This window comes from Pseudochryseolinea flava, assembly GCF_003286915.1.
Lineage (GTDB): Bacteria > Bacteroidota > Bacteroidia > Cytophagales > Cyclobacteriaceae > Ohtaekwangia > Ohtaekwangia flava.
This window is the reverse complement of record NZ_QMFY01000001.1, coordinates 270511-297017: the sequence shown is the minus strand read 5'-3', so window position 1 is coordinate 297017 and position 26507 is coordinate 270511. Positions and strand designations below refer to the sequence as shown.

Sequence of the window (26507 nt, the reverse complement as noted above, 5' to 3'; positions counted from 1 at the left end):
AAAATGTTGGAATCAGCAACTTTAAAACTGATTTACGAATGGGCTACGTATTCTCTTGAGATTTCAAGATGAGCACAGACGGCGTATAATTTATCCATGAAGTTTTTTGGCGGGAAAAATCTTTCCATTGTCCATAGCTCATCATCACCAAATTAAAAGCCTTGAGATAATCGCCAGAGATTTGATGACTTTCTAAAACTGAAATGCTATCGGCATACTCCGTATTTATTTTTTCGACAGCCATGCTGAAGATCATGTTCGTTTTCAATAGTCGGTTCCGGTCATACAACACGACTTTGGCATTGTTATTTTGAATGAACCTTTCGGCGAAAGAAATTAGATATAAATCGGTGTTGTCTTGTAGCGGCACCAGAATCTTATCAGCGACATCGAAATCTTTGTCAACAAAAACACCTATTTGACAATGTACATCTTCTAAGTAGTCCTTGACTTTTCCGCCCAAAACGTCGGCGGAGAATAGCGACTTAGATCCACCCACCAACAACAGATCGTATTTGCCCCGATTGGCTTGTGTGGTGATTTCCTTACTGATATCATTTGTTGCGCGGTAAAGCGTTGTGATGTCTATCTTCAGTTGGTCAGCTTCTTGTTTCACAAGTTTGAAACTTTCTAATTCATATTCGCGTGCTTCTTTCGGGTTGATATCTGCACTTGGTGTGAGGTGAAAAGCTGTAATGGCAGCTTCTTCTTTTTTCTTGTGCGTGATTTGATCCGCTAGACGCAATAGTATTTTTCCTTTTAAAGGTGGCCCAAACGAGATGAGTATTTTATAAAGCTTTGCTGCCGACGATGTTTCACCATCGCGTTCTGGATAAAAGTAATTGATGAGGTCCAGCGCAGGCCCTGTCATAAAAGTGGTTACGAGCGCCATCAATACTAACATGGCAAACACAGGTGGCGACAACACACCGAGGTCGAAGCCGATGTTCAATACGATAAGCTCCATCAATCCACGCGTATTCATCAATGCCCCGATCGCCAAACTTTCGCGCCAGCTTGTGCCAACGACACGTGCCGCCAATGTACTTCCTCCGAATTTTCCGACTACGGCTGTAAGGATAATCCAACCACACGTGATCCAGAGATGAGATTCATTGAGTAAACCGATTTGCGTTCGTAATCCGGTAAACACAAAAAAGAGCGGAAGCAACAACACAAGGCTCACGTCTTCAATTTTCTCTGTTAAAATTTTTCGGAAGCTAAAACTCGGTGGCATAATCACCCCGGCTAAGAATGCACCGAACAACGCATGGATGCCGATAATTTCAGCCAGATAAGAAGAAATGAGTAGTACAAGAAACGCAACTGCGACAATTGTTTTGCTAATGGTTTCGCGATCGGAGTATATCGTACCAATTCTTTTTAGGAATGGTTGAATAACAAAGAGCATGAATAGAACATAACCCAACGCGAGCGCTATGGTGTACAGCGCGCTAACAAAAGTACCAGCTTTCACAATGGCGATTACGGCGGCGAGAATGCACCACGCTGTTACATCGTCGGCAGCGGCACAGGTGATGGCGATAATGCCAAGACGCGTTTTCGTCAAGTCACGCTCTTGAATAACCCGCGCGAGTACAGGGAATGCCGTAATGCTCATCGCGATTCCCATGAACAAAGAAAAAGAAATGTAAGAAATGTTAGCCGGCGCGAATTCTTCGTACAAGAAGTAGGCGAGTAGCATACCTAAAAAATAGGGAATAATAATACTCGCATGACTGATCACGACAGCATCGTTAGCTTTGCCGCGCAAGATTTTAAGATCGAGTTCAAGCCCAATCACGAACATAAACAAAATCAATCCGACTTGACTTAGAAACTGCAGGTTGCCGAGTGATTCTTGAGGAAACAGAAACAATGAGAATTCTGGAAAGAACATACCAAGCACAGAAGGCCCGAGCACAATACCCGCGATGATTTCTCCGATGACCGTTGGCTGACCAATTTTGTTAAAAATGAAACCGAATATCCGTGAAATCAAGATGATCGAAATAATCTGAAGAATTAACCTTGCTAGCGGATGAACGAGATTGTGATGGAAAGTATCCTGAAACATTTCAAAGGGTGTGTAGTCGCCCTTTATTTGCGTTGCGTCACTCACAGCTTTCTGACTTTCCAACAGACTTCCCTGGATGGTTACCCAATAAATCAGTCCACCGAAGACCCCTATGAGAATAAGATAGAATAGAAGTTTTTTCGTCATGAGCCTTCGCTAAAATATTTCGAACCGTCAAAAATAAAGATTTCGCAAAAAACTGCCAGACAACTACGATAGGTTTCCACCAGTCGTTGTTGTTAGCGATGAAGGGTTATTTTATCGAATTGATTTTGCACGTTCCCAGTAGGCATCCATTTCTGCCAGCGTCATTTCTCCCATTTTTTTTCCGTCGCGTGCCGATTCTGTTTCGAGATATTGAAAACGCTTGATGAACTTTTTATTGGTACGTTCCAGCGCTTCTTCAGGATCTATATTAATAAAGCGAGCATAGTTCACTAATGAAAATAATAGGTCGCCAAATTCAGCTACGGCTTTTTCTTGATCGATGGGTTTATCGTCGCTAACGTTGAATTCATTTTTGAACTCTTGCATCTCCTCTTCGACTTTTTCCCACACCTGTTCTTTCTTTTCCCAATCAAAACCAACGCCGCGTGCTTTGTCTTGTACGCGTACTGCTTTTACAAGGGCGGGAAGTGATGTAGGCACACCTTCAAGAACAGATTTGTTGCCAGATTTGAGTTTGATCTTCTCCCAATTTGCTTTCACGGTTTCTTCATCATTTGCCACGACGTCGCTATAAATGTGCGGATGACGCTCAACGAGTTTATCACAAATGGAATGCAGTACGTCGGCAACATCGAAAGATTTTTTTTCAGAAGCAATGCGCGCGTAAAACACCATGTGAAGCATGAGGTCGCCAAGCTCTTTTTTGATCTCCTGCAAGTCGCCTTCTAAAATGGCATCCGATAGTTCGTATGTTTCTTCGATGGTGAGATGTCGTAAGCTTTCCAGTGTTTGTTTTTTATCCCATGGACAGTTCTCCCGCAATTCATCCATGATGGTGAGCAAACGATCAAAGGCCTGAAGTTTCTGTTGACGATTTGGATCAGGCGCGGAAAGATTTTTTTTCATAAGATTAGTTGACGTGTTGGCAGTTTGGCGTGAACAAGTACGCTGAATTTACGCGAAGCACAAATTATGTTCGATGTTTCCGGAAACACAGCTACAAAAGTCGTGAAAAAGTTAACACGTTAATGATCGTTGCCATGAAATGATGACACAAACTTGAATGCGTACGAATACATCCTGTGTCCCGTAAACCATGAACATTTGTATATTTGCCACCTAATTAAAAAAAATCTCAGTGACGTTAATCAAATCGATCTCGGGTATCCGGGGAACTATTGGAGGAAAAGCGGGCGACAATCTTACGCCTGTTGATGTTGTGAAATTTTCAGCCGCATTTGGTACGTGGTTGAAAAAGAAAAAAGGTACTACGAAGGTGGTGATTGGTAGAGATGCTAGACTTTCTGGCGAAATGGTAAACGCATTAGTCGTTTCAACTCTGCAAGGTTTGGGCATTGATGTAGTCGATCTTGGTTTGTCCACTACCCCTACCGTTGAGATTGCTGTGCCAATAGAAAAAGCGGCCGGTGGTATTATTCTGACAGCGAGTCATAACCCGGCACAGTGGAATGCGCTAAAATTGCTTAACGATAAAGGAGAATTTATTTCTGGCAAAGACGGCGAAGAAGTACTGCGAATTGCCGAACAAGAAGAATTTGATTTCGCGCCAGTAACAAAACTCGGTAAATACGAGAAGAACGATACATATCTACAAAAACACGTTGACCAGATTTTAGCCCTTCCACTAGTAGATGTAGAAGCGATTCGCGCAAGGGGTTTTAAAGTGGTAGTCGATGCAGTGAATTCATCTGGGGGTATTGCAGTGCCCATGCTGTTGAAAGCATTAGGGGTTTCAGTAAAGGAACTTTATTGTGAACCGACAGGCCATTTCCCACACAACCCAGAGCCACTCCCGGAGAATCTCACGGACATCAGTCGTGAGATAAAGAAAGGTAAATACGATTTCGGAATTGTTGTCGATCCAGATGTTGATCGCCTTGCGTTGATCAATGAAGATGGTACGCCATTCGGCGAAGAGTATACACTCGTTGCCGTTGCTGACTACGTGTTAAATGCAGGCAAGAAGAAAAAAGGAAATACTGTTTCGAACTTGTCGTCAACGCGGGCGCTACGTGACGTGACTGAAAAAGCTGGCGGCGAATATTTTGCGGCGGCGGTAGGAGAAGTTAACGTGGTGACGATGATGAAGGAAAGCAATGCCGTGATTGGTGGAGAAGGTAACGGAGGCGTGATTTATCCTGAGCTACACTACGGACGCGATGCACTCGTGGGAATCGCATTGTTTCTTTCTCTGTTGGCGAAGCGAAACATATCCGTTTCGCGTTTGAGAGCATCTTATCCGAACTACATTATTTCCAAAAACAAAATAGAGCTTACACCAGATATTAATGTCGATCAGGTATTGGAAGCGGTAAAGGCGAAATACCAGAAGCAGCCCATCAATTTGATCGATGGTGTGAAGATCGAATTTGATAAAGAGTGGGTTCATTTGCGCAAATCGAATACAGAACCGATCATTCGAATCTATGCCGAGTCGGACATGGAGATAAAAGCCGATAATCTCGCCAAGAAGATCATCTCGGATATCAAAGAAATCATTTCTGAAAAATCGCTTACGTAGGGTGGTTAGAGCTAACAGCCAATAGCTTTTACCATTAACTTTGCACCCCGAAAAGCAGAGAGACCATGCGAGTTTATTTGGATAACGCGGCTACTACCCCCCTTGATCCTGAAGTATTTGAGGCTATGAAGCCTTTTATGTTGGAGGATTTTGGGAATCCGTCGTCAACGCACAGCCACGGCCGTAAAGTACGGGCTGCGATTGAATCGGCGCGAAAAAAAATTGCGGAATTACTCAACTGTACGGCGGGTGAGATCATCTTTACCTCAGGCGGTACCGAGGCAGATAACGCGATTATTACCAGCAGTATTCAATCGTATGGTCTGAAAACGGTGATTTCCTCACATATCGAGCATCATGCGGTAGAAAATACGGTGGAAACACTTGCTAAGCGCGGACTCGTGAATATTAAGTGGGTGAATCTCGATGAAAAGGGGCACGTTGATCTTAATCACCTTGAATCCCTTTTGAAAGAAAATCCACAGTCGCTGGTATCATTGATGCATGCGAACAATGAGATCGGAAATGTGCTTGATATCGAACGTGTTGGTGCGATGTGCAAAAACTACCAAGCCTATTTTCATTCAGATACGGTGCAAACAGTAGGACACTATGTGCATGACTTGAGTAAGATCAATGTACATGGTATCACTGCTGCGGCGCACAAGTTTCATGGTCCGAAAGGCGCGGGTTTTATGTTCATCAGAAAGGACAAAAAGATTGCGCCCTTTGTGTATGGTGGAGCGCAAGAGCGTAATATGCGCGGCGGAACGGAAAATGTGTACGGTATCATCGGCTTAGCAAAAGCTTTGGAGATTGCTTATCGCGAGATGGCTGATCATAAAAAACATATTGAAGAATTAAAAATCAGAATGGTCCATAAACTAAAGGCCACTATACCAGGTGTTAGTTTCCATGGAGACTCTGACAATATTGAGCGCAGTTTGTATACCGTGCTGAACGTATGTTTACCAGAATCGGAAGAAAACGATATGATCCTTTTTAATCTTGATCTTCAAGGTATCTCTGCGTCGGGTGGTAGTGCTTGCTCTAGTGGCGCAACACAAGGATCGCACGTGTTGGGAACATTGTATCCGGATTCAAAACGCGGCGCGGTAAGATTTTCATTTAGCAAATACAACAAACCTGAGGAGGTCGACGTTGCCGTTAAGGCACTTGCAGATCTCTGTAAAATTCCTGCATAACACTATTAATCAATTCGTATCCATATCATGAAATTTAGCTGGTCCATTATCTGTCTTCTTGCTGTCGTTGTGGTATTTACATCATGTAGTAACGACGATGGCGAACAACCCTATCCGAAGGCTACGTCTTTATATTTTTCTGATTTTGGTGGAAAGAAAGTTGGCGTTGTTGATTTAAATAATTTGAACACGGCAACAACCATCATGGATGAAACCGATGGATTGGATACGGTTGCTGGAATCGCTATCGATTTTGTGAATGGTAAAGTGTATGCAGCCGAAGAATTGAAGCATAGAATTGTTCGCTTCAATCTCGATGGTTCAGGCGCACTCGACGTGTTGTATGAATTGTCTAACGGTGACAGCTCAGTATACGAGCCTACTGCCGTTACGTTCGATCCGGAAACAAATGATTTGTATTGGGCGAACTCTGGTACAGGCCGACTGAGTAAAGGAAGCCAAGATGGATCTGCAAGCGTGAATGAGATGTACGACTCTGCAGAAGTGTTGACCTACAGTTATGGGATGGCCTGGAATAATGAGACTAAAGGTTTTTTCTTTTCTGATTTTGGCCAATATGCAGGTGTATATTATGTCAACCCGCTTGGAAATATGACAACAACACGCCCGTCCAGATTATTCGCGCAAAGTTATTTGCTTAGAAATCCATCACAGATTTTCTTTGACGATCGTTCCCAAAATGTTTATTGGGCAGACGAAACACTCAATACGTTGGCAGTGGGCAACGGTCAGTCATTGGCGTATCAAATGATTTATGATGACGAAGACAATATTACACGCCCTGCTGGTATTGCAGTAGACCTGGGTTCAGGAAAAATTTATTGGACAGAACCAACAAACAAAGTTATTAAGCGCGCAAATATTGATGGCACAGGAGATGTAGAGGTGGTACTAACAGGCGTAGAGTCTTACCACATTGTTCTGCGTTTCGATAATCAGTAGTCACTCATCACCATGGCGCTTTTTGATAATAAGTAACGTAAGCTCTACCATCAATCACAATCATAGGATCACCCGTTTTCGGGTGATTTCTTTTTTCTAAGCTATAATGAACATACGACCTTTTAATTAGGGATGATACCCATTTTTTTCATCAAGAAAGTAGCGTTCATTTTTTCGGCAATACCGCGTTTCAACTTGTAGTCGAATGATAGTTGATCGTTTTCGATGTTGGGTTCGAAATGAAAATTTTTAACATGATCGGGGAATTCAATTTCGAGCTCGCCCAATGCAAGATCGTGTGTGGCAATCATCGCCAAGCAATGGTGTGGTATCAATTGCTTCACCAGCGCTATCGATCCGGCTTGTTTATCGGTGGAGTTTGTGCCTTTCAAGATTTCATCCAATAAAATAAGCAATGGTAATTTGCTACGAAGTTGGTCGACAATTGATTTAAGCCGGTTTAATTCTGCATAGAAGTACGACTGATGATCTTTCAACGAATCCGCTGTGCGCATGCCGGTCTGCAGAAGTATCAACGGACAGTTAAACTTTGTTGCAAATACAGGCGCACCATTCAGCGCAATCACAATGTTGATTCCGACAGTTCGCAAGAATGTACTTTTTCCCGCCATGTTTGCGCCGGTAATAATCAAAATACTTTCTCCTTCACCAAGTTGGACATTGTTTGTTACGCACGACGTCGGTTCAATTAACGGATGTCCCAGTTCATGTGCGCTTAACGCGAGGTTTTCGCTGATGTCGGCATAAACAAATTGCTGATGATTAAAAGCATATGTTGCCCATGTATTTAGCACTTCGATGTCGCTTACTGCTTCTAACCATCGCCGAAGATTATTTTCGTTTTCTGAACGCCAACGTTCTAGCCGGTAGACGTATTGCAGATCATACATCAAAATACTGTTGACGAAGATGCTTGTTAGCGCATTTGATCTGGCGTTGAATGATCCTACTAAGTTTGCAAGGTGTTTTAGTTTTTGATCCGCCTGTTGTGCGTTGTTTGTGAGCCCAGTGAGAACGGGCGACTCAAATTTTTCCCGCTGCAAGAAGTGAAGTACATGCGCGTACTTTTCGAGGATGCCGCGTTTTCTTCCAATACTCTCATGAAAGGCATTGACACGTTTGATGTAGATTCCTAAAAAGCCCCATTGAAAAATCGCCAACAGAATTGCCAGCGTCTTCACCCACGGATTGAAGAATGCTCCAGCCACGGCCACGGTCGTAATCGCGGGGATGATGACGAGTAAAAATTTAAATCCTTTCTTTGAATAAACGAAAGGCTGTTGCTTGAGCCAAGCCAACAGTTCATCGTAGTCGCCACGTTCTTCTTCAGTTTCATTTCCTGCAGCAGCAACATGCTGACGAAAGTCTACGCGGTGGCTTAGTTCCTTGATAGCCGCCTGACGCGCGATGATGGCTTGCTTGTGCTGAAGCGGTGTCTTTAATCCATGCGCAAATTTATGCTTGCCTTGAATTGTATTGCATCGATTAACGGCTTGGAAAAATGAACCTTCACCAAACAAATCCAAATCATGCGCATACGGATGAGTTGGGTCATTGAACTCAGCGCCTGAATATATTTTCTCATACTGATTTTCAAGAAGTTTTAGTTCGCGCGCATTGATCGCGACAAGATTTTCAAGATGAACCTTTTGTTTAAAAAGTTGTGCGTGCTTGAAGATCATCCATACAAACGCAATGAGGAGTACTGGCAAAAGGTAAAAGAACGAAGTGCTTTTGGTGAGCGCAAGGTATATGCATCCCAGAAATAATACTGCCGTCGTCAACCTGATGTTAGAAACAACATTGATCTTGCTGGTGATGTCTTTGAGCGAGAGCGAAAAGCGTTCTTCCCTTTCTGTGTAAAACGCGTGAAGGTCTTTTGAATTCATGACGGACAAGTGAATATGGTATGAGTCGCTCTAACGACGCTTCCATTACAACATTAAGGAAATGGTTAGAGGACAAATCTTTCAATGATCCGCATTAATTTTTCCAACGCGACTTGGTCGACCTGGTCAAAATCATTTAAGGCGTCGCTATCGACATCGAGAACAAGGGCAACCTCATTATTCTTAAAGGCAGGCAATACGATTTCAGACTTTGATGCGGAATTACATGCAATATGTCCAGGAAAGAGTTCAACATCAGGCACAAGAATCGTCTTCTTTTCTTTCCAAGAAGTACCGCATACGCCTTTCCCAAAATTGATTCTTGTGCAAGCAATAGGCCCTTGGAATGGACCCAGCACAAGTTGGTCGTTTTTGACGAGGTAAAAACCTACCCAGAAAAAATTCATCGTTTGTTTGAGCGCAGCCGCGATGTTCGAAAGATTGGCAACCATATCAGGTTCTTCAGCTACCAAGGCTTCTATCTGTGGAAGTAGCGTGTTGTATTTCGTTTCTTTGTCTGCCGTTGTCGACACAATAAGTTCTTCAGCCATAAATCAATTCGTTAAATCTTCTGCAAGGTAGTTCTTGTTCTTTCATCGACAACATTTCCAGTGTTTACTGTCGATGCGGGTTCAAAGAGTAACAGCTCTACTTCTTCGTCGGCCACAGGTCGATGTTCTGTTTTGCGTGGCACAATAATGAATTCTCCTGGATAGATTGTTTCAGTTCGGTCACGGAACTCCATCTTAAGTATACCCTTGATCACGAGAAAAAGTTCATCTTCGTGGTCGTGGTCATGCCATACAAATTCCCCCTTCAGCTTTACAGCTCTGACTTGCTGGCCGTTAAGTTCACCAATCACACGAGGGTTCCAGTGATCACTGAACTGATTCATTTTGTCGGCGATGATAACTTTTTTCGGTGTCATAGGCTTTTTAAATAATTTGAAACCGTAATTTCCATTAAAAATAAACAATGAAACGAATTCATGTCGGACTGATTGGCGATTTCAGCGCGAATAAACATACACACGTCGCGCTAAATGATTGTATTGAACATTGCCGAAAGAAACTACATTTTGAATTAGTAGCGGAGTGGGTTCCAACAAAGGAGGTAAATAGTTTTTTTCTTGCCGACAATCCTTATAAAGGATTTTGGTTCACCCCAGGTTCGCCCTACCTCAACGATGATGGCGTGTACGAGGCCATTCGTTGGAGTAGAGAAAATAACTTTCCTGCCATGGGAACATGTGGTGGGTTTCAATACATGGTGATCGAATATGCTCAGCATGTAATCGGTATTAAAAATGCCGCTCATGAAGAAAGTGATCCAAATGCAGAGCAACTTATCGTATCTAAATTAAGCTGTTCGCTGAAGGGACAACAAGAGGAAGTTCATATCACCGATCTCGATTCTTGGCTTTACAAGATCTTACAAACCAATAAGATCACCGGGCACTTTAACTGCAATTACGGTGTGAATCCTGTTCACCAACGCATGATCAATCAATATCCATTTGTGTTCACAGCGTTTTCACCTACAGGAGAAGCTCGCGCTTTCGAATTAAAGGCGCATCGTTTTTATCGCGGCACATTGTTTCAGCCACCGTTGGTATCGTCGTTCGAACAACCCAATCCGTTGGTATTAGACTTTCTTCATGAATGTTCTTTTGACGCGTAACTAGCGATTGTAAATCACTTGCAATACATCTGTTGCAATTTGTTGAAAATGCGTTTCTCCTTTGATTATTGGCGCAGCAATTCCCTTTTGAAAACGCTGCGGAGAAACAAAAACGCGTGCTTCATCCCACAGATTCAATGCAATGAATGCCGATAGTGTTTGTGATCCACCTTCGACAATTAATGAGTGAAGTTTTCGCTTATGAAGATCCTGTAACATCTCAGGTAGAAAATTCTCTTCAGCAATACGAATGCGCAAGTTGTTGTCACGCTCCTCATGCAGCAATACGTTGTAGCAGATGGTCTTCTGAGTGCCGTCAAAAAGATTGAGCTTCAGACTTAATTTTAAAAACCGATCAATGACAACACGTGTTGGGTTCCGACCTGTCCAATCGCGTACGTTTAATTGGGGGTTGTCGTGTTGCGCGGTTTTCATGCCGACCAGAATGGCATCCTCTTCCGTCCGCCATCGGTGTACGAGTTGCCTCGAATATTCATTACTAATCCATTTTGAGTCGTAATTTTCTCGCGCTACGAAACCGTCTGTTGTTTGTGCCCACTTTAAAATGATGTACGGACGATTTTTTGAAATAGCAGTAAAGAAGCGCTTATTTAATTCTTTTGCTTCGTGATCTAAAATGCCCGTGATGACTTCAATTCCAGCGGCACGTAGTTTTCGAATACCTGCACCAGAAACAAGTGGATTGATATCAACGTTGGCAATCACTACTTTTTGAATTTTCTCGCGGATAAGTAAATCGGCGCAAGGTGGTGTTTTCCCAAAATGCGAACAAGGTTCCAATGTTACGTACGCTGTACTGGTTGTTAACAACGCTTTTTCTTGAACCGATGCGATAGCATTGACTTCGGCATGAGGTCCGCCGTATTGCTGGTGCCATCCTTCGCCAATAATTCGCCCATCGTGAACGATCACACAACCAACCAATGGATTAGGGCTCACCTTACCGCGTCCACGACCGGCAAGTTCTAAGGCGCGGCGCATGAAAATTTCGTGTTCGCGATGATTGTCTTTCTTCATTGGCGTATTATTGCAAAGATTGCCAACCCATGAAGAATTCCAAAATACTGTTTGATGATTTCATAAAAGAAATAACACTTCCGGAAAGCCGTGATGAAATAACAGCGTTGGCATACTTGGTGTTCGAAGCGCAATTTGATCTCTCACGAACAGATATCTTGCTGGGAAAGTCTATTCCTGCAGACGCGTTCACAACGAGTAAACTGTCACAGATCGCACAACGGATCAATGACCATGAGCCTGTGCAGTACATCCTTGGGAAAAGCTTGTTCTACGGCCGATACTTTTTCGTCAATCCATCAGTGCTTATTCCGAGACCCGAAACGGAAGAACTTGTTCATTTGATTTTATCGACCCATGCCAAAGACGAACGCCAACTTAACATTTTAGACATTGGAACAGGGAGCGGTTGTATTCCCATAACGCTGAACCTTGAGCATAAACACGCAAAGGTTTCAGCAATTGATATTAGCGACCAAGCACTGGCTACCGCGAGACGAAATGCAGAGTGGTTAAACGCTGTTGTGAACTTTATGCAATGTGATATTCTTCACGAGCAACCTGTACTCAGCGACCTTGATATCGTAGTCAGTAATCCACCGTACATAGCGTATGAAGAAAAATCAGCAATGCATTCGAATGTAGTCGATCATGAACCGCATTTGGCTTTGTTTGTTGACGATAAGAACCCGCTGCTCTTTTACGATGTCATTACTGACAAATCGAAGTTGATGCTGAAAACTAACGGAAGTCTATGGTTTGAAATCAACGAACGTTTTGGGAAAGAAGTGGCACAATGCATGCAGCGAGCGGGATTCGTCGACGTAAACATCCACAAGGATGCCAGCGGTAAGGATCGATTTGTGTCCGGGCTGTTCATCGACCCTCAACAGTGATTCCGACGGTGTTGCCGATTTGAATCAAAGAATTAAAAAACGGTTCAGCATTTCTATATACTTTTACCGCACTATGAAATCGACGACAGTATCTTTTATTGGTGCAGGAAATGTAGCATGGCATTTAGCACCCGCGCTTGACAACACAGAGTTTGCCGTCCGTGAAGTTTACAGCAGAAATGAAAAACATGCTGCTGCTATTGTCGATAAATTATATGAAGCTGAAGTCAATCCCACGCTTGATTTTTCTGAGAGCACGTCTAAGATTTTTATCATTGCCGTTGCTGACGATGCTATTCAAGACGTAGTGCGCGATTTGAAGTTACCTCACGACGCAATTTTGGTACATACATCAGGTAGCCAACCGCTGAGTGCTTTGGGTTATGCGCCAACAACGAAGGTCGGCGTATTCTATCCCTTGCAGACCTTTACCAAAGGTAAACTGATCGATTTTCAGCACGTGCCATTTTTTGTAGAAAGCGAAGATGTTGATACTGAAAAAATATTGCTTGCGATGGGCAAAGCGATAAGTAAGAAGGTATTGAAAATATCTTCCGATGATCGAAAGGCGCTCCATGTTGCTGCGGTGTTTGCTTCCAATTTTACGAACCATATGTTCACCATAGCGGAAAATATAATGGAACATCATCGCCTTAGTTTTGATCTTCTCAAACCGCTCATTGCCGAGACATTAAACAAGGGGTTGGAAATAGGACCTCAAAAAGCGCAGACAGGCCCGGCCCGAAGAGGTGACCTGGAGATTTTAGATCGTCATATGGAATTCTTAAATGAAGACGAGGAGGTTTCGGACATATATAAAGTGGTAAGTCAGCATATCGTGAATACCTATCATCAATAACGGACTGGCTATGCGTTAACGCGAACTGTATTGGTGAAGGAAATCAGTAACATCTTTTTTCCACCGAGTTTGATTGTCAACCAAGAACACGTTGTGCCCTGCATGAGGATAGGTGACCAATCGTTTAGGGCCGTTTAAGTTTTTATAGATCTCCTGCGATTCTTCGAGTGTTACCCGTTCGTCTTGTTCGCCATAGAGAATTAAAGTAGGGATAGAGACCGACTTCGCATATGATATTGGATTGTGTCCAAAAGCCCAATAGCCATGCTGAACGCCACCCCAAAAAGTAAGAAGCGTAGACATGGGAAATGGCGGAACATTCATCATCGTAAAACGTGCGCTAACAGTTTTTGCTAAAGATCCGAAAGGGCATTCCAGGATGACGGCGTTTGCATTGAGCTTGTAATCGTCAATCGCTTTTAGAATCGCTGCTGCGCCCATCGAAGTGCCGAACAAAATTATCGGCTCCGACTGTTGTGCGATAAAATCATAACAATCTTTTACTTGCTGTGCTTCATCAAAGCCTATCGTTGTACTATTTCCTGCGGAACCACCGGAGCCACCAAAGTCCACGAGTATCGTGTTGAATCCCATGGATTGAAAAATTTCAGCACGCTCCAGCAGCGATGATTTCTCACCAGCATAGCCATGAAACATAATAACCGTTCCCTTTGCGTGACGCACTTGCGCACGCCAGCATTCTAGTTTTTCGGAACTGGCGATTGAAAACGTCTCGTAAGCATTGCTCGGGATTGTTTGATGCAGTGGCCGGGGATTGGCGATCCCAGTAAAAAGCACTTTCAATTTATCGAGTATCGTTAATTCAGTAGGATCTTTCGTTCGGGCTGTCGCAGTAGTAGAAAAATGGGTGAAACGATAAGCGTGGATGTAGGCGACAACATTCATCAAAATAAATACGGCTGCGATGAGTAGTGCGAGTTTCTTCAATAATTTCTTCATGCTCATTGGGGATGGTTATCAAACGGAGGTCATGCTATTCAGGTTTTTTTTGATCTATCGGATGATGTACCTTTAACCTCCCTAAAAAACGCCTACGCAATGAGCCACAACAAGTATCGTACTGAAACCGACTGCCTAAACTGTGGTGCCGAGGTAACAGGCAAATTTTGCTCCGCGTGTGGACAAGAGAATATCGAAGTACACGATAGCTTTTTTCACTTGGTTGGCCATTTTGTGGCCGACTATTTTCATTACGATTCAAAGTTCTTAAGGAGCATGAAGCTTCTTTTTTTTCGACCTGGATTTTTAACAAAGCAATATTGGGACGGTAGACGCGTGGCGTATATCCATCCGTTGCGTTTGTATTTTTTTATCGTCGTCATCGGTGTGCTGATGGGCGGGATATTTTTCGAGCACTATAAGAATGATATCAAAGACCGGATAATTAAGACGACCGTTACCGACAATGACACAACCAAGGTGCAAATTGGCGAAGATAGCGGCGCATCTATCTCCTGGACCAGAGATATTCCGGATTCCACGGTAACTGATGTTGATGCCTTAAAAGCGCAAAAGGGTGGTGATGCTCGGGAGCAAATTTCAATTGGCCTTGATCGGTTCATCGGTCACCTGAAGTTCATTCTGTTCGGACTACTTCCTCTTTATGCGCTCATTTTCAAGATATTATATATCCGTCGAAAATCGTTCTATGTAGATCATTTGATCTACGCGATGCACCTGCAGTCGTTTGCATTCCTGAGTGAATTGGTCTTTACCCTCCTCGCTTTCTTAATTCCCATACTCGACTCGCCGCTTAAATGGAGCAGTTATGGATTAATTATGGTTTATACAACAATATCCTTACGATATTTATATCAACAATCGTGGTGGAAAACGATTTTAAAGTCATTGATTGCCACCGTGTTGATCCTGCTTGGGTTGGGCCTTGTATTTGTCGCCTACATGGTGATTGCCCTCTTGAATGTATCTTAAAACCTTATGTTATTTTTTACATGTTGAATATTAGAAGACCAAGAAGAAACAGAAAAAGTGAAGCCGTTAGAGCAATGGTCGAAGAGACAAAAGTCACCACCGACGATTTGATCTTTCCTTTATTTCTGATTGATGGCAAAAATAAAAAAGTAGAAGTAGCATCGATGCCTGGCATCTTTCGCTTGTCGTCGGATCTCATGTTAAAGGAGGTTGAAGAATGCCTTCGTTTGGGCATCAGAGCCTTCGATATTTTTCCAGCTGTAGAAGATCAGTTTAAAGATGTACACGCCACGAAGAGCTACGATAGTAATTTCTTTTACTTAAAGACGTTGAAAGAAATTAAACAACGGTTTCCGGAAGCTTGTATCATCACCGATGTGGCGATGGATCCGTACAGCTCCGACGGACACGATGGCTTGGTGAAAGACGGCAAGATCGTGAACGATGAGACGTTGGAGATTCTCGGTAAGATGGCACTTGCGCAGGCGGAAACTGGAATAGATATACTTGGGCCTTCTGATATGATGGATGGTCGCGTGGGTTATCTGCGACAAGTTCTCGATCAGAATGGGTTCACGGAAGTTTCCATTATGAGCTACACGGCAAAGTATGCGAGTGGATTTTATAATCCTTTTCGTGATGCGCTTGATTCGGCACCAAAATTTGGAGACAAGAAAACATATCAGATGAATCCAGCGAATAGAACAGAAGCGTTGATAGAAGCGGAGCTCGACACAGCAGAAGGTGCAGACTTTCTGATGGTGAAACCTGCGCTTGCCTATTTGGACATCATCAGGTTATTGAAAGATAATTCGAACCTTCCCATCGCAGCATACAATGTGAGTGGTGAATATTCGATGATTAAAGCAGCGGCACAAAAAGGATGGCTCGATGGTGAGCGTGTCATGAAAGAATCGCTGTTAAGCATCAAACGCGCAGGAGCCGATGTTATTCTCACCTACTTCGCAAAAGAATTTGCAGCCTTAAATAAAACGTAAAAAATGTGATCTGCAGGACCCTCTCATTGTTCATTCTCTTTATTGCCTTCTCGTTCCAAGCGTCGGCGCAAGCATTCATTGTTGGCGACAGCGCCAGAATGGATGTACACGACGATTTATTTTATTGGCGAGATTCAAAAGGCACTGCTACAATTCAAGAGGTAGTAGGGCAGGAAATGAAAACACTCCGACACTCCGAAGCGCCTAACTTCGGATTCGACAAAGCGACGTATTGGTTTCGGCTTGAGATAAAAAATAAAACACAAAAAGAAGATTGGCTTCTTGAAGTGCCTTTTGCACCGCTCGATCGTGTAGATTTCTATGAGTCTGACTCAACGGGTAAGTGGATTGTGAAGTCTTCTGGTGATCACATTCCCATCAGGCAGCGCGAGATTGATTATCGTCACCCGGTATTTCCAGTGGCGGTTGCAAAAGGTGAAACGAAGACTGTTTATTTTAAAGTGAACAGTAACTCTTCCATACAGTTTCCGCTTACGTTATGGGTACCCGATAAATTTGTAGAGGCCTCATTTCATGTACAGATCATCAATGGTCTTTTCTACGGCGCCATGTTGTTGATGGCATTGTATCAACTTTTCTTGTTCTTTTCTATCCGCGATAAGATTACCTTCTTTTATGTCATGGCGTTATTGTCGATGACGAACGTAGTCGCAATGTTTCAAGGATATTCGTTTTGGTATGTCTATCCGGCTACACCAAGTTACAACGATGTGATGGCGATGTTTGCCGGACCAATTTTCTTATTGTTCTCAACGCTGCTGACCAGAGAATTCTTGAGCCTGAAATATTTCAGCGGCGTTCTCGATAAGGTGTTGCTGGCCAACATGACAATCGACGTTGTTGCCGGTATTGCCATGTATTTTTCTGACAACCAAATCTCTTATCGTTATCATCACTACTTTGTATTGATCCATTGTACCTTGGTTTTAGCAGCGGCTGGATACTGCTTCTACCGCGATTATAAACCAGCGCGATACTACTTGCTGGCGTGGGTGAGCGTTTTGTTAGCAACTGTTATTTTCACCATGAGTAATCTCGGTTTTGTACCAGGATACCTCAGTACAAACTATAGCGGTTTGATGATCGGCTGTATTTTGCAGATGCTTTTCATCTCATTCGCGCTTGGCGATCGGTGGAATCAACTTTTGCGTGAAACGGAACGGGCTAAAGAACTTGAACTTAAACTCCGCGAGCAAGAGAAAGTTAAACTGGAACACGAGGTAAAAGTTCGGACGGAAGAAATTCAAACCAAGAGCGAGCGACTCGAAGAAGTGAATCGCGTAAAAGATAAGTTGTTTTCTCTGGTGTCGCACGATATCAAAGGGCCACTCGGGTCGTTGCGCTTAGCCCTGACGATGATGAAAACCGGTCAAGTGAGTCCTGAAGAATTTCAACATCTGACCTCTGCACTCGAAACGCGATTTGGACAGACAACTGAATTTGTCGAGAACCTTCTGCAGTGGGCAACGCTCCAATTGAAAGGTGAAATATTCGAGCCGACGACGATCGATCTTTCAGAGATTGTTAATGAAACAGTAGGGCTTCTTGAATTAGATATTCGCAAGAAAGAAATCACCATTCGGAATAATGTTTCCCAAAACTTTCCGGCATTTGCTGACCCTAACATGGTTCGTTCTGTGCTGCGTAATTTGATGACGAACGCTGTGAAATTTACGGGCGCGCGTGGTACCATCGCCCTGAACTGTTGGATGAATGATCAGCAAGTAATCATCTCCGTGGCGGATACAGGCGTAGGCATTCCGTTGGCGAACAGGAACACACTTTTCACAATCGAAAGCATCACCACACAAGGAACGAAGCTTGAAAAAGGAACTGGCCTTGGACTTATGCTCTGCCATGAATTCATTGAAAAGAATGGCGGTAAGATTTGGTTCGATTCTGAAGAAGGCAAAGGCACAACATTCTTTTTCTCGCTGCCAAAAGAAGCTACTTGTGAGCTCCCCGATACACCAGTCTCTGCGCCGATACCTTCAACGGCTTCACACGGTTGACGATGAGCCTGCACGATAAATATCTTCCGGCTTATGACTTTCATGAAGTACATGAAACCACAATAAACGCATCGTCGGAAATTATTTACCCAATCATACGGAATCAAGATTTCAGTGGGTCGTGGATTATCAGGACATTATTTTTTCTCCGTGGATTACCCGCAAAAGGTGTGACCATCAAAGTTTTGGGCGATCAGAAATTTAATCTCCTCGAAGAACTTCAATATAAAGAAATACTGATCGGGTTGATTGGACAGTTCTGGAAACCGACTGGCGAACTCCAAAGTTTCGAGCCTCATGAATTTCAATCATTTCATGGCCCGTATGCGAAAGCGACTTGGAATTTTGCATTAGTCAAAGAAGGTGAAAGAAATCGATTAATTACCGAAACTAGAATTGCGTGCAACGATGAGGCGATCAAGAAATCATTTTCGCGATACTGGTTTTTTATCAGACCTTTCAGCGGCTTGATTCGAAAAGAAATGTTGCGTGCAATAAAAGTGAAGGCAGAGCAGCAGGCTAAGCTACTTTGTGCTTAACGATACCCTTTTGACCATCAATCTTCAGGTCGAAAAACTTGGTGATGAAGTTGCTGAGGCGCAAGCCGGCCATCTGTGGCGTATAATCTTCTGGGTAGAAAACTGTTAATTCAAGAACGGCCTTGATGAAGTTTTCGTGCTTGCAAAATTCTTTAATCCATTGTTTGAAAACGGTCTGCCATTCGTCTGTGTAGCGCTCAAAAGGATCACGACCGTCGAAAATAAATTCGAGCTGATTGTCGCCGTAGTACTTATACCGGAATACACCAGCAAGGTTCAGGTAAAACTCGTGGAGTTGGATGTACTCTGTGCCGGTATGGTGTTGAATTCTATCAGAAGCAGCGTCGGAAATACCCAGTGGGTTATAATTGAGCAGGTACTCAACTTTTACAAAGTCAACCAGGTGCTGCAATAGGCTGCTTTCAAGAGACAATTGTGCTTGTTCAAGAATGTAGTTTTTGTCGCGGGGGAAAAACTTTCGAAGCACAGGTTTTAAGAGTTTCCCAAAAGTAGTAAAAAACCTTTTACAGACTGAAGTAAAGATGTCTCTTCCCTAAATTTTTGGGAATCTTTTTTCAGATTTTTTAGAATTCATCCGCGCTGGAGTGCTCGTACGACATTTTGTATCGTTCCGGAACATTTCCATTCACCATCGCGCCTGCTTCCACCGATGGATAAATCTCTTCGAGCGTCTTGACTTCGTTCATAAATACCCGGCGACTGATTTGATGGCGATTCAATTTGCGCGGGTTATCTAGCCCCGAGGCTGCCAGCAATTCTACAAAGCTTTCAACGGTATGCTTGTGGTAATTGGCTACCCGTATCTTCTTGTCGTCAATCACAAGTCCCTTAACCAATTCCGGATCTTGCGTCGCAACGCCAGTAGGGCAGGAGTTCTTGTTACATTCCAATGCTTGAATACATCCCAGCGCCATCATCATGGCACGCGCGCTGTTACACATGTCGGCACCCAACGCGATAGCACGGATCATTTGAAAGCCGGTGAGAATTTTTCCTGAGGCAATGATCTTGATGTGCTGACGAATATTGAAGCCTTTCAGCATGTTCTCCACGAATGCCAGACCATCAAGAAGCGGCATGCCCACGAAATTCGAGAACTCTGGCGGCGCAGCACCGGTACCACCTTCGCCTCCATCAACGGTGATGAAGTCCGGATAGATGTCGAGCTCGACCATCGCTTTACAAATAGAAATAAACTCTGTTTTTCGACCGATGCACAACTTGAAGCCTACTGGCTTTCCACCAGAAAGGTCTCGCAGGTTCTTTAGGAACAACACCATCGTTCGTGGTGAATTAAAGGCACTATGAAACGGCGGTGAAAATACGGTCGTACCGGCTTTCACGCCGCGTATGGCTGCGATCTCAGGTGTATTCTTTTTTGCAGGCAATATTCCACCATGGCCTGGTTTAGCACCTTGTGAAATTTTTAACTCAATCATTTTCACCTCAGGTCGCGTAGCATTCTTGCTAAATGCTTCGGCCGAGAAATTTCCATTGTCATCGCGCGCACCGAAGTAGCCCGTACCAATTTGCCAGATGATGTCGCCACCATTCTTTAAGTGATGTGGACTGATTCCGCCTTCACCCGTGTTGTGCGCAAACGCACCTAATTTTGCACCGGCATTTAACGCTTCGATGGCATTTCCGCTGAGCGATCCAAAACTCATCGCCGAAACATTAAGCACGCTGGCATTATACGGTTGCTTACAATCTTTATTGCCGATCAACACGCGCGGATGATGATCTACTTTGTGAAAATCAACCGGCACGATAGAATGCCCCATCCATTCATAGCCTTCCGCATAGACGTCGAGTTGTGTTCCGAAAGGTGTTGTGTCTACTTGTTTTTTCGCACGTTGATAAATGACAGAGCGATCGTTCCGATTGATCGGAACACCATCAGTATCAGATTCAACAAAGTATTGCTGAATTTTTGGACGCATATCTTCAAAAACATAACGCAATCTTCCAAGCACGGGGAAGTTCCTGCGAATAGACTGCTTGGTCTGATTCATATCGCGCACGCCCATGATGATGAGCGGCAAAACAATGGCAAATCCGAAAAGTGCTGGAAGCCAGAAGATCGCCCACAGCATCAATAATGCGGAAAGGATGACACTGGTAAGAATGAAAAGTTTTCTCATAGAGGTGAGGCTATAGAATCAAATATACAATTCTGTTAGAACTCATTGAATGTCAATGAGCGATAATTGGCGTGAAAAAACATGTGGGTTAGGCGTCGAAGAGACCTTTGCTACGATTGAGCGGCGTCACAATTTTAAGATGCTTGTACGCAAGCTCTGTTGCTTCTCTTCCGCGTGATGTCCTTTTGATGTAGCCCTCTTGAATTAGAAAGGGTTCATAAACTTCTTCGATCGTTTCGCTCTCTTCGCCAACAGCCGTGGCAATGGTACTTAAGCCAACAGGCCCACCTTTGAATTTTTCGATAATGGTTTGCAAGATCCTGTTGTCCATATCGTCAAGTCCGTTTTGGTCAACATCAAGTGCCTTCAAGGCCATCTCTGCAATCGCTTTTGTAATGACACCATCACCTTTAATCTGCGCGAAGTCACGCGTTCTTCTCAGTAAATTATTTGCAATACGTGGTGTGCCACGACTTCTCCTAGCAATTTCAAACGCAGCGTCATCCTCAAACGGAGCTTGCAGTATCGTCGCCGAGCGTTTTACGATTTGTGTCAGCAATGTCGAATCATAATATTCCAACCGTGCGTTGATGCCAAATCGTGCGCGAAGCGGAGAGGTAAGGAGTCCTGCGCGTGTTGTGGCACCAATCAAGGTAAATGGGTTCAACCCGATTTGCACAGAGCGAGCATTCGGACCGGCATCCAACATGATGTCGATACGAAAATCCTCCATTGCCGAATATAAATACTCTTCTACGATAGGATTTAGGCGATGGATCTCGTCGATAAACAACACATCATGAGGTTCAAGATTCGTAAGCAATCCAGCCAAATCACTGGGCTTGTCGAGTACAGGACCGGACGTGATTTTTATATTCGACTGAAGTTCATTCGCGATGATATTCGACAATGTTGTCTTGCCGAGACCCGGAGGGCCATGGAGTAGAACGTGATCTAAGGCTTCGCCACGTTGTTTTGCCGCCAATACAAATACTTTGATGTTGTCAACAACTTTCTGCTGACCTGTGAAGTCGTCAAAAGACAGTGGACGAAGTGCTTTCTCAAATTCTTTTTCACCGGCACTTAACCCTTCGTTCTCTCCTTTTAAATAGTCTTCGCGCATGCTCGTAAAAAGTTTCCCAAAAGTACGATTGTTTCGGCCCGCAAAACAAAAATCTTAATGGAGTATGCAGAATAAGTCAAAGGGGCTAAATTGCAACAATATTGCATATAGGAGATGTTAATCAAACTCGCCGTCCTCTTCTTAACACCGTTACTATCAGGACTTTCTATTTTTTTTGTTCCAAAGGGAAAGAATTCAAGCTTTAAGCTTTTACTCGTTTTTGCCGGCGCTTATTTATTTGGAATTACCATCATCCACATCCTTCCTGAGCTTTATCGCCAAAGTGGATCATACGAGTGGATTGGTTTGTTTGTGTTGGGCGGATTTTTTCTGCAACAGCTATTGGAATACTTCACCTCGGGTATTGAGCACGGCCATTTACATTCCCACGGCCACGATCACAGCCATAACCACGATCATCATCACCATCATCATTTCGATCAAACCCAGCAATCCGTATCGGCTATCGTATTGCTCATTGCCCTTTGCGTTCACGCATTTTTAGAAGGCGGAATGTTAGCGCAACCTCAAATGACATTCGGCGGAACGCACAACGATCAGAATGCAATTCTTTTGGGCATTGCGTTACACCGTGCTCCTGCAGCCTTTGCTTTGATGACGGTTCTTGCATTTCAGTTGAAGTCCCGTAAAAAAGCCCTTCCGCATTTATTGGTATTTTCAATTGCAGCCCCAGCCGGACTTTTACTCAGCACCTACCTCGCCAACGAAGAGATTTTAACGGCCTCAGGAATGATCGCACTGAATGCATTGGTGAGTGGTAATTTCTTGCATATCTCCACAACGATCGTTTTTGAAAGCAGTCCCGAGCATAGGTTTAATGCAAAGAAGATGGCCGTGGCCGTTGTGGGCGCATTGCTTGCTGTGGTGGTGGAGCAGATGATGCATTAGCCAATAACGCTAACGCGAAAGAGGTACGCCACGTGGGCACGTGATCGGATACTATTTAGTGACATCATACCTTTTGTGAACTAATCTCCTTGCGTAACTTGTCCGAATGCTTAATCGATTGCTGACATTAGCGACGAACAGAATTTCTGCACTACCCGTACTGGTGCTGATGCCGCATAGCCGTTGCAATTGCCGTTGTGTGATGTGTGACATCTGGAAAGCAAATCATAACAAACAAGAGATAAATTCAGATACACTCGCGCTGCACATTGATTCTTTTAGAAAACTCGGGGTGAAGCATGTAGCTTTTTCCGGTGGTGAAGCGTTGATGCATGATAATCTCTGGAAGCTGTGTGAACAACTCAAAACTATTGGAGTCAAAATCACCTTGCTGTCCACTGGGATAACGCTGAAAAATCACGCAAAGGAAGTCGTACATTGGTGCGATGAGGTAACGGTCTCCCTCGATGGATCGCATGATGTTCACAATCAAATCAGAAACCTTCCAAGAGCATATGAGAAATTGCAGGAAGGAATCGCGGCTATAAAAATAATCAAGACAAATTTTAGAATTACCGCCCGCACCGTTATCCAGAAATTAAACTACCGTGACTTCCCACACATCCTGGAAGCAGCAAAATCTTTAGCGGTAGATCAGATATCTTTCCTGCCCGCCGATCTTTCATCAACCGCTTTCAATCGCGAAAATCCGTGGACGCAAGACAAAGTTGTGGAGGTTGGTCTTGATAAAAATGAAACAGATGAACTTCAAGATATCATTGAGAAATCATTCCTGGACTATGCGGAATTGTATGAGCAACGTTTCGTCGCGGAATCCAAGAAAAAGATGCTAGATATCGTGCAATACTATCGTGCCTCATTAGGGCTGATTGATTTTCCTGCAAAAAAATGCAATGCGCCCTGGGTATCCGCGGTGATTGAAACTGATGGCGAGGTTAAGCCATGCTTCTTTCTTCCTGCTTACGGGAATATTTACAAACACTCCTTTTCTGAGATAGTCAATTCACAACAAGCGATTGCTTATCGAAAGAATCTTAATATGCGTGAAAACGCCACATGTCAAAAATGTGTGTGTTCTCTACACCTCGGACTTCGACAGATGCTTTGACGGGACAATCCAATAGAGGTAGTTCTTTCCATCGGCCCATACGTTGCGTTCGCTGATCGTCTCAAATGCAAATTTGTGTTTCGCCGCAATATTGAATATCGTTTGAAGATCGCATACTTCAGAAAGTATCATCAGTACTTTACCATCTTGGGTTGTATACTTTCCTACATCAGAAAATAATCTTTCGAAATATTGATGATGCTCACCGCAGTACCACGCATGTTGTGCTTCGTCTTTTGGATCGGCAGGATAGTAAGGAGGATTGATAACAATCCAGTCGAATGATTCTGTCAAGTTGCTGAACAGATCTGAATGCACAACGGTTAATGGGACTTTGTTAAATAGGCCATTTTCGGTTGCATCAGCAACGGCTTTTTCATTGATGTCGCAAGCCGTGACCCTTGCGCCTTTCTTTGCGGCAAAAACGGAGATTACACCACTGCCACACCCGAGCTCCAGAAATTTTTTACCCGTAAGTTGTTGCGTCTTTAGAAACGAAAGAAGGTAACGCGTGCTAAAGAAAAAACCTGGATGGAATACCCCGGAAGAGACTCGAATTCGTAACGCGTCATAACGAAAGATTCTGGTTTTGGAAAGATACCACTGTGTGGCTACACGCAACGGAAATCCGACGAGGGTTGTAAAGAATTTTCTCATCCACTATTCCTGATAAAATCCCTCAATCTCCGGCTGACGATAGCGCAGCCAAAACTTTTGTAGCGCTTTTAATTCATAAGGGAATGCAAATACATTGAATCGATAACGAAAGGAGGAAAGATGATGCATCACCTTTTTTTGGAGGTTTGTCACTTTAAAATCAGAAACCGTCGGATATTGCGCGTTGAGCACCGTTTCAAATCCAAGTATTTTGTTTACCATCTTTGGTGTCAGCCAGGGCGTCAGGGGATTTTTTCGCAAATCGAAGTTTTGCCATTCTGCGCCAAGCCAGTCTTCAAGCACTTCGGGAAATTTGAATCCCGACTTCTTCACCATCTCATACATCTCCGAACCCTCAACAGGCACAGGACTGTATACATAAATGATGATCTCTGTCTTCGGATTGATCGCTTTAATTTCTTTGATGTAGGCAATATCGCGATCGATTTGTTCCATTACTTTTTCTGGTGTTTCGCCAGGGAAACCCAGTACAAATGAATACTCTGGAATAATATCGAACTTCATCATGCGTGCAGCAAACTTTTTCATTTGCGCAGTTGTCTGTGTGCCGCCTTTGTCCATTTTTTTCAGAAGCTCATCATTGCTTGTCTCAGCACCGAAGAAGATCATGCGGCACCCGGCATCGCGCATGATGGCGAGTGAGTCATCGGAATATTTGTCAATGGTGTCAATTCGTCCTTCGCCCCACCAGCTGATATTTTCGTGGCGGACGAGCTTTGCGAATTCCACTGTACGCTTTTCACTCACGAAGAAATTGTTGTCATGGAATTCAATCGCATCAGCACCATGAACATCTTTGAGATACTTCACATCTTCGTAAATCAACTTGGCAGATTTTCCCTTCCATCGCGCATTGTACAATGGAACCACAGCACAGAATGAACAGGTGAAGGGACAACCCATACTGGAATGATACGCAGCGGTCCGTTTTCCAAGGAAAGTCTTACCAAGATAATTCCTGACAGGATAAAATTGATTCAGATAATCATAGGGTAGCTGCGGCAACGTATCCTGATCTTGTAGGGCAGATTGTCTTGTCTTAATTATTTTGTTGTTGCTGTCTTTATAAATCAGGTTTTCAAACTCATGATGCGGCTTCCCCTCAATAAGCGCTTCAAGGAGTCGTGGAAAAACCTCATCGCCAGGGCCGTTAATCACGAAATCAACGTAGCCTGAATTCAATACCGACGGGTGTTGATTCGAAGAAAAGTATCCACCCCAGATGTTAATCACCTTTGGATATAATTGCCTGATTTGTTTTGTATAAGGAATGGCCTGTCGCAATTGTGGTCCGGGCATCGCCGTGCAACCAAAGAACCGGAAGTCGCCTGTGTCGAGATAATGTTTGATCTTAATCCATGGATCTTTTTCCATGTTTCCGTCTACAATCACATATTCGAATTTACCGTGGATGGATGCCGCCACCTGCAAAATAGAATTCGGTATGCGATGTTTGGATCGCGCGCTCTTCGGATTGAATAGTATAACCTTATTCATCTCTCTAAAGTAAGCAACCTAATTGGCGCCAACAATTATTTAATGACACTTAATACATCACAACGTAGCTTTTGATTCCAAATGACGATGTCTTATTTTTACTCAAAACAATCGTCATATTTTAATGCTCAAGAACCGGCTGCGG

At 43.6% G+C, this 26507-nt stretch carries 24 protein-coding genes; 12 read left to right on the top strand and 12 right to left on the bottom strand.

Translation table 11 applies throughout. The annotated features are described in order from the left end of the window. Positions 1–43 precede the first annotated feature (43 nt). Complete coding sequence (locus DQQ10_RS01295) at positions 44–2224, bottom strand: cation:proton antiporter (RefSeq protein WP_112744988.1); 2181 nt, start codon at positions 2222–2224, stop codon at positions 44–46. A gap of 111 nt (positions 2225–2335) precedes the next feature. Next, positions 2336–3151, bottom strand: coding sequence for a nucleoside triphosphate pyrophosphohydrolase (gene mazG, locus DQQ10_RS01290; RefSeq protein ID WP_112744987.1), 816 nt, complete (start codon positions 3149–3151; stop codon positions 2336–2338). A gap of 232 nt (positions 3152–3383) precedes the next feature. Between mazG and glmM the strand changes: the two genes are divergently transcribed. The 3 genes from glmM to DQQ10_RS01275 all read left to right on the top strand — a co-directional run bounded on the left by glmM (position 3384) and on the right by DQQ10_RS01275 (position 6955). Beyond that, complete coding sequence (gene glmM, locus DQQ10_RS01285) at positions 3384–4787, top strand: phosphoglucosamine mutase (protein WP_112744986.1); 1404 nt, start codon at positions 3384–3386, stop codon at positions 4785–4787. 65 nt (positions 4788–4852) lie between these two features. Continuing rightward, positions 4853–5992 carry a cysteine desulfurase family protein gene (locus DQQ10_RS01280; protein ID WP_112744985.1) on the top strand — a complete coding sequence of 380 codons (1140 nt, stop codon included), beginning with the start codon at positions 4853–4855 and terminating at the stop codon, positions 5990–5992. A gap of 27 nt (positions 5993–6019) precedes the next feature. Beyond that, positions 6020–6955 carry an NHL repeat-containing protein gene (locus DQQ10_RS01275; RefSeq protein WP_112744984.1) on the top strand — a complete coding sequence of 312 codons (936 nt, stop codon included), beginning with the start codon at positions 6020–6022 and terminating at the stop codon, positions 6953–6955. A 122-nt stretch (positions 6956–7077) separates the two neighbouring features. On the opposite strand, the gene DQQ10_RS01270 is transcribed toward DQQ10_RS01275, so the two are convergent. From DQQ10_RS01270 to DQQ10_RS01260, 3 genes are all read right to left on the bottom strand, one after another. Further along, positions 7078–8865, bottom strand: coding sequence for a MutS-related protein (locus tag DQQ10_RS01270; RefSeq protein WP_112744983.1), 1788 nt, complete (start codon positions 8863–8865; stop codon positions 7078–7080). Positions 8866–8930: 65 nt separating this feature from the next. Continuing rightward, positions 8931–9416 (bottom strand): GAF domain-containing protein, encoded by a 486-nt coding sequence (locus DQQ10_RS01265; RefSeq protein WP_112744982.1) that lies wholly within the window; start codon positions 9414–9416, stop codon positions 8931–8933. An 11-nt stretch (positions 9417–9427) separates the two neighbouring features. Beyond that, the gene (locus tag DQQ10_RS01260) at positions 9428–9793 is read right to left on the bottom strand and encodes a cupin domain-containing protein (RefSeq protein WP_112745721.1); all 366 of its coding nucleotides are present in this window, start codon (positions 9791–9793) and stop codon (positions 9428–9430) included. 47 nt (positions 9794–9840) lie between these two features. Here DQQ10_RS01260 and DQQ10_RS01255 point away from each other — a divergent pair, with 47 nt between their 5' ends. After that, entirely contained in the window at positions 9841–10545 is a 705-nt protein-coding gene (locus tag DQQ10_RS01255) for a glutamine amidotransferase-related protein (RefSeq protein WP_112744981.1), read from the top strand. Here the strand turns inward: DQQ10_RS01255 and ribD are convergent, their stop codons facing one another. Then, positions 10546–11583, bottom strand: a complete 1038-nt coding sequence (gene ribD / locus DQQ10_RS01250; RefSeq protein WP_245970229.1) for a bifunctional diaminohydroxyphosphoribosylaminopyrimidine deaminase/5-amino-6-(5-phosphoribosylamino)uracil reductase RibD — start codon at positions 11581–11583, stop codon at positions 10546–10548. It abuts the gene before it with no gap. A gap of 29 nt (positions 11584–11612) precedes the next feature. On the opposite strand from ribD, the gene prmC reads away from it, so the two are divergent. Next, a complete protein-coding gene (prmC, locus tag DQQ10_RS01245) occupies positions 11613–12479 on the top strand; it encodes a peptide chain release factor N(5)-glutamine methyltransferase (protein WP_112744980.1) in 867 nt (288 codons plus the stop codon). 73 nt (positions 12480–12552) lie between these two features. Continuing rightward, positions 12553–13338, top strand: a complete 786-nt coding sequence (locus DQQ10_RS01240) for a Rossmann-like and DUF2520 domain-containing protein (RefSeq protein ID WP_112744979.1) — start codon at positions 12553–12555, stop codon at positions 13336–13338. A 15-nt stretch (positions 13339–13353) separates the two neighbouring features. Here the strand turns inward: DQQ10_RS01240 and DQQ10_RS01235 are convergent, their stop codons facing one another. Beyond that, a complete protein-coding gene (locus tag DQQ10_RS01235) occupies positions 13354–14304 on the bottom strand; it encodes an alpha/beta hydrolase (protein ID WP_112744978.1) in 951 nt (316 codons plus the stop codon). 93 nt (positions 14305–14397) lie between these two features. Here DQQ10_RS01235 and DQQ10_RS01230 point away from each other — a divergent pair, with 93 nt between their 5' ends. Genes DQQ10_RS01230 through DQQ10_RS01215 form a run of 4 tightly spaced genes read left to right on the top strand, consistent with a single transcriptional unit; the run spans position 14398 to position 18861 of the window. Next, positions 14398–15291 carry a DUF3667 domain-containing protein gene (locus DQQ10_RS01230; RefSeq protein WP_112744977.1) on the top strand — a complete coding sequence of 298 codons (894 nt, stop codon included), beginning with the start codon at positions 14398–14400 and terminating at the stop codon, positions 15289–15291. 20 nt (positions 15292–15311) lie between these two features. After that, positions 15312–16289 (top strand): porphobilinogen synthase, encoded by a 978-nt coding sequence (hemB, locus tag DQQ10_RS01225; protein WP_112744976.1) that lies wholly within the window; start codon positions 15312–15314, stop codon positions 16287–16289. A gap of 5 nt (positions 16290–16294) precedes the next feature. Beyond that, the gene (locus tag DQQ10_RS01220) at positions 16295–18322 is read left to right on the top strand and encodes a sensor histidine kinase (protein ID WP_112744975.1); all 2028 of its coding nucleotides are present in this window, start codon (positions 16295–16297) and stop codon (positions 18320–18322) included. A gap of 2 nt (positions 18323–18324) precedes the next feature. Next, on the top strand, positions 18325–18861 hold the full coding sequence (locus tag DQQ10_RS01215) for a hypothetical protein (RefSeq protein WP_112744974.1): 537 nt from the start codon (positions 18325–18327) through the stop codon (positions 18859–18861). Here the strand turns inward: DQQ10_RS01215 and DQQ10_RS01210 are convergent. The 3 genes from DQQ10_RS01210 to ruvB all read right to left on the bottom strand — a co-directional run bounded on the left by DQQ10_RS01210 (position 18842) and on the right by ruvB (position 22149). Beyond that, positions 18842–19348, bottom strand: a complete 507-nt coding sequence (locus tag DQQ10_RS01210; RefSeq protein WP_112744973.1) for a hypothetical protein — start codon at positions 19346–19348, stop codon at positions 18842–18844. The genes DQQ10_RS01215 and DQQ10_RS01210 overlap by 20 nt on opposite strands. Before the next feature lie 97 nt (positions 19349–19445). Beyond that, positions 19446–21026, bottom strand: coding sequence for an FMN-binding glutamate synthase family protein (locus DQQ10_RS01205; protein ID WP_112744972.1), 1581 nt, complete (start codon positions 21024–21026; stop codon positions 19446–19448). A gap of 88 nt (positions 21027–21114) precedes the next feature. After that, positions 21115–22149, bottom strand: coding sequence for a Holliday junction branch migration DNA helicase RuvB (gene ruvB / locus DQQ10_RS01200; protein WP_112744971.1), 1035 nt, complete (start codon positions 22147–22149; stop codon positions 21115–21117). Between the two features lie 114 nt (positions 22150–22263). Here ruvB and DQQ10_RS01195 point away from each other — a divergent pair, with 114 nt between their 5' ends. Further along, positions 22264–23058 carry a ZIP family metal transporter gene (locus DQQ10_RS01195; RefSeq protein ID WP_112744970.1) on the top strand — a complete coding sequence of 265 codons (795 nt, stop codon included), beginning with the start codon at positions 22264–22266 and terminating at the stop codon, positions 23056–23058. A 106-nt stretch (positions 23059–23164) separates the two neighbouring features. Next, positions 23165–24187, top strand: a complete 1023-nt coding sequence (locus DQQ10_RS01190; protein ID WP_112744969.1) for a radical SAM protein — start codon at positions 23165–23167, stop codon at positions 24185–24187. Here DQQ10_RS01190 and DQQ10_RS01185 read toward each other — a convergent pair. Together DQQ10_RS01185 and DQQ10_RS01180 are read right to left on the bottom strand one after the other, a co-directional pair. Continuing rightward, positions 24158–24844, bottom strand: a complete 687-nt coding sequence (locus DQQ10_RS01185) for a methyltransferase (protein ID WP_112744968.1) — start codon at positions 24842–24844, stop codon at positions 24158–24160. The two genes, DQQ10_RS01190 and DQQ10_RS01185, sit on opposite strands and share 30 nt — an antisense overlap. 3 nt (positions 24845–24847) lie before the next feature. Then, the gene (locus DQQ10_RS01180; protein WP_112744967.1) at positions 24848–26362 is read right to left on the bottom strand and encodes a B12-binding domain-containing radical SAM protein; all 1515 of its coding nucleotides are present in this window, start codon (positions 26360–26362) and stop codon (positions 24848–24850) included. Between the last annotated feature and the right edge of the window lie 145 nt (positions 26363–26507).

Coding starts and splice junctions, on each gene's coding strand:
- prmC (WP_112744980.1), top strand. CDS start 11,613: ATGAAGAATTCCAAAATACTGTTTGATGATTTCATAAAAGAAATAACA.
- DQQ10_RS01295 (WP_112744988.1), bottom strand. CDS start 2,224: ATGACGAAAAAACTTCTATTCTATCTTATTCTCATAGGGGTCTTCGGT.
- ribD (WP_245970229.1), bottom strand. CDS start 11,583: ATGAAGAAAGACAATCATCGCGAACACGAAATTTTCATGCGCCGCGCC.
- DQQ10_RS01255 (WP_112744981.1), top strand. CDS start 9,841: ATGAAACGAATTCATGTCGGACTGATTGGCGATTTCAGCGCGAATAAA.
- DQQ10_RS01280 (WP_112744985.1), top strand. CDS start 4,853: ATGCGAGTTTATTTGGATAACGCGGCTACTACCCCCCTTGATCCTGAA.
- hemB (WP_112744976.1), top strand. CDS start 15,312: ATGTTGAATATTAGAAGACCAAGAAGAAACAGAAAAAGTGAAGCCGTT.
- DQQ10_RS01180 (WP_112744967.1), bottom strand. CDS start 26,362: ATGAATAAGGTTATACTATTCAATCCGAAGAGCGCGCGATCCAAACAT.
- mazG (WP_112744987.1), bottom strand. CDS start 3,151: ATGAAAAAAAATCTTTCCGCGCCTGATCCAAATCGTCAACAGAAACTT.
- DQQ10_RS01195 (WP_112744970.1), top strand. CDS start 22,264: ATGTTAATCAAACTCGCCGTCCTCTTCTTAACACCGTTACTATCAGGA.
- DQQ10_RS01185 (WP_112744968.1), bottom strand. CDS start 24,844: ATGAGAAAATTCTTTACAACCCTCGTCGGATTTCCGTTGCGTGTAGCC.
- ruvB (WP_112744971.1), bottom strand. CDS start 22,149: ATGCGCGAAGACTATTTAAAAGGAGAGAACGAAGGGTTAAGTGCCGGT.
- DQQ10_RS01230 (WP_112744977.1), top strand. CDS start 14,398: ATGAGCCACAACAAGTATCGTACTGAAACCGACTGCCTAAACTGTGGT.
- DQQ10_RS01215 (WP_112744974.1), top strand. CDS start 18,325: ATGAGCCTGCACGATAAATATCTTCCGGCTTATGACTTTCATGAAGTA.
- DQQ10_RS01190 (WP_112744969.1), top strand. CDS start 23,165: ATGCTTAATCGATTGCTGACATTAGCGACGAACAGAATTTCTGCACTA.
- DQQ10_RS01260 (WP_112745721.1), bottom strand. CDS start 9,793: ATGACACCGAAAAAAGTTATCATCGCCGACAAAATGAATCAGTTCAGT.
- DQQ10_RS01270 (WP_112744983.1), bottom strand. CDS start 8,865: ATGAATTCAAAAGACCTTCACGCGTTTTACACAGAAAGGGAAGAACGC.
- DQQ10_RS01205 (WP_112744972.1), bottom strand. CDS start 21,026: ATGAGAAAACTTTTCATTCTTACCAGTGTCATCCTTTCCGCATTATTG.
- DQQ10_RS01235 (WP_112744978.1), bottom strand. CDS start 14,304: ATGAGCATGAAGAAATTATTGAAGAAACTCGCACTACTCATCGCAGCC.
- DQQ10_RS01265 (WP_112744982.1), bottom strand. CDS start 9,416: ATGGCTGAAGAACTTATTGTGTCGACAACGGCAGACAAAGAAACGAAA.
- DQQ10_RS01275 (WP_112744984.1), top strand. CDS start 6,020: ATGAAATTTAGCTGGTCCATTATCTGTCTTCTTGCTGTCGTTGTGGTA.
- DQQ10_RS01240 (WP_112744979.1), top strand. CDS start 12,553: ATGAAATCGACGACAGTATCTTTTATTGGTGCAGGAAATGTAGCATGG.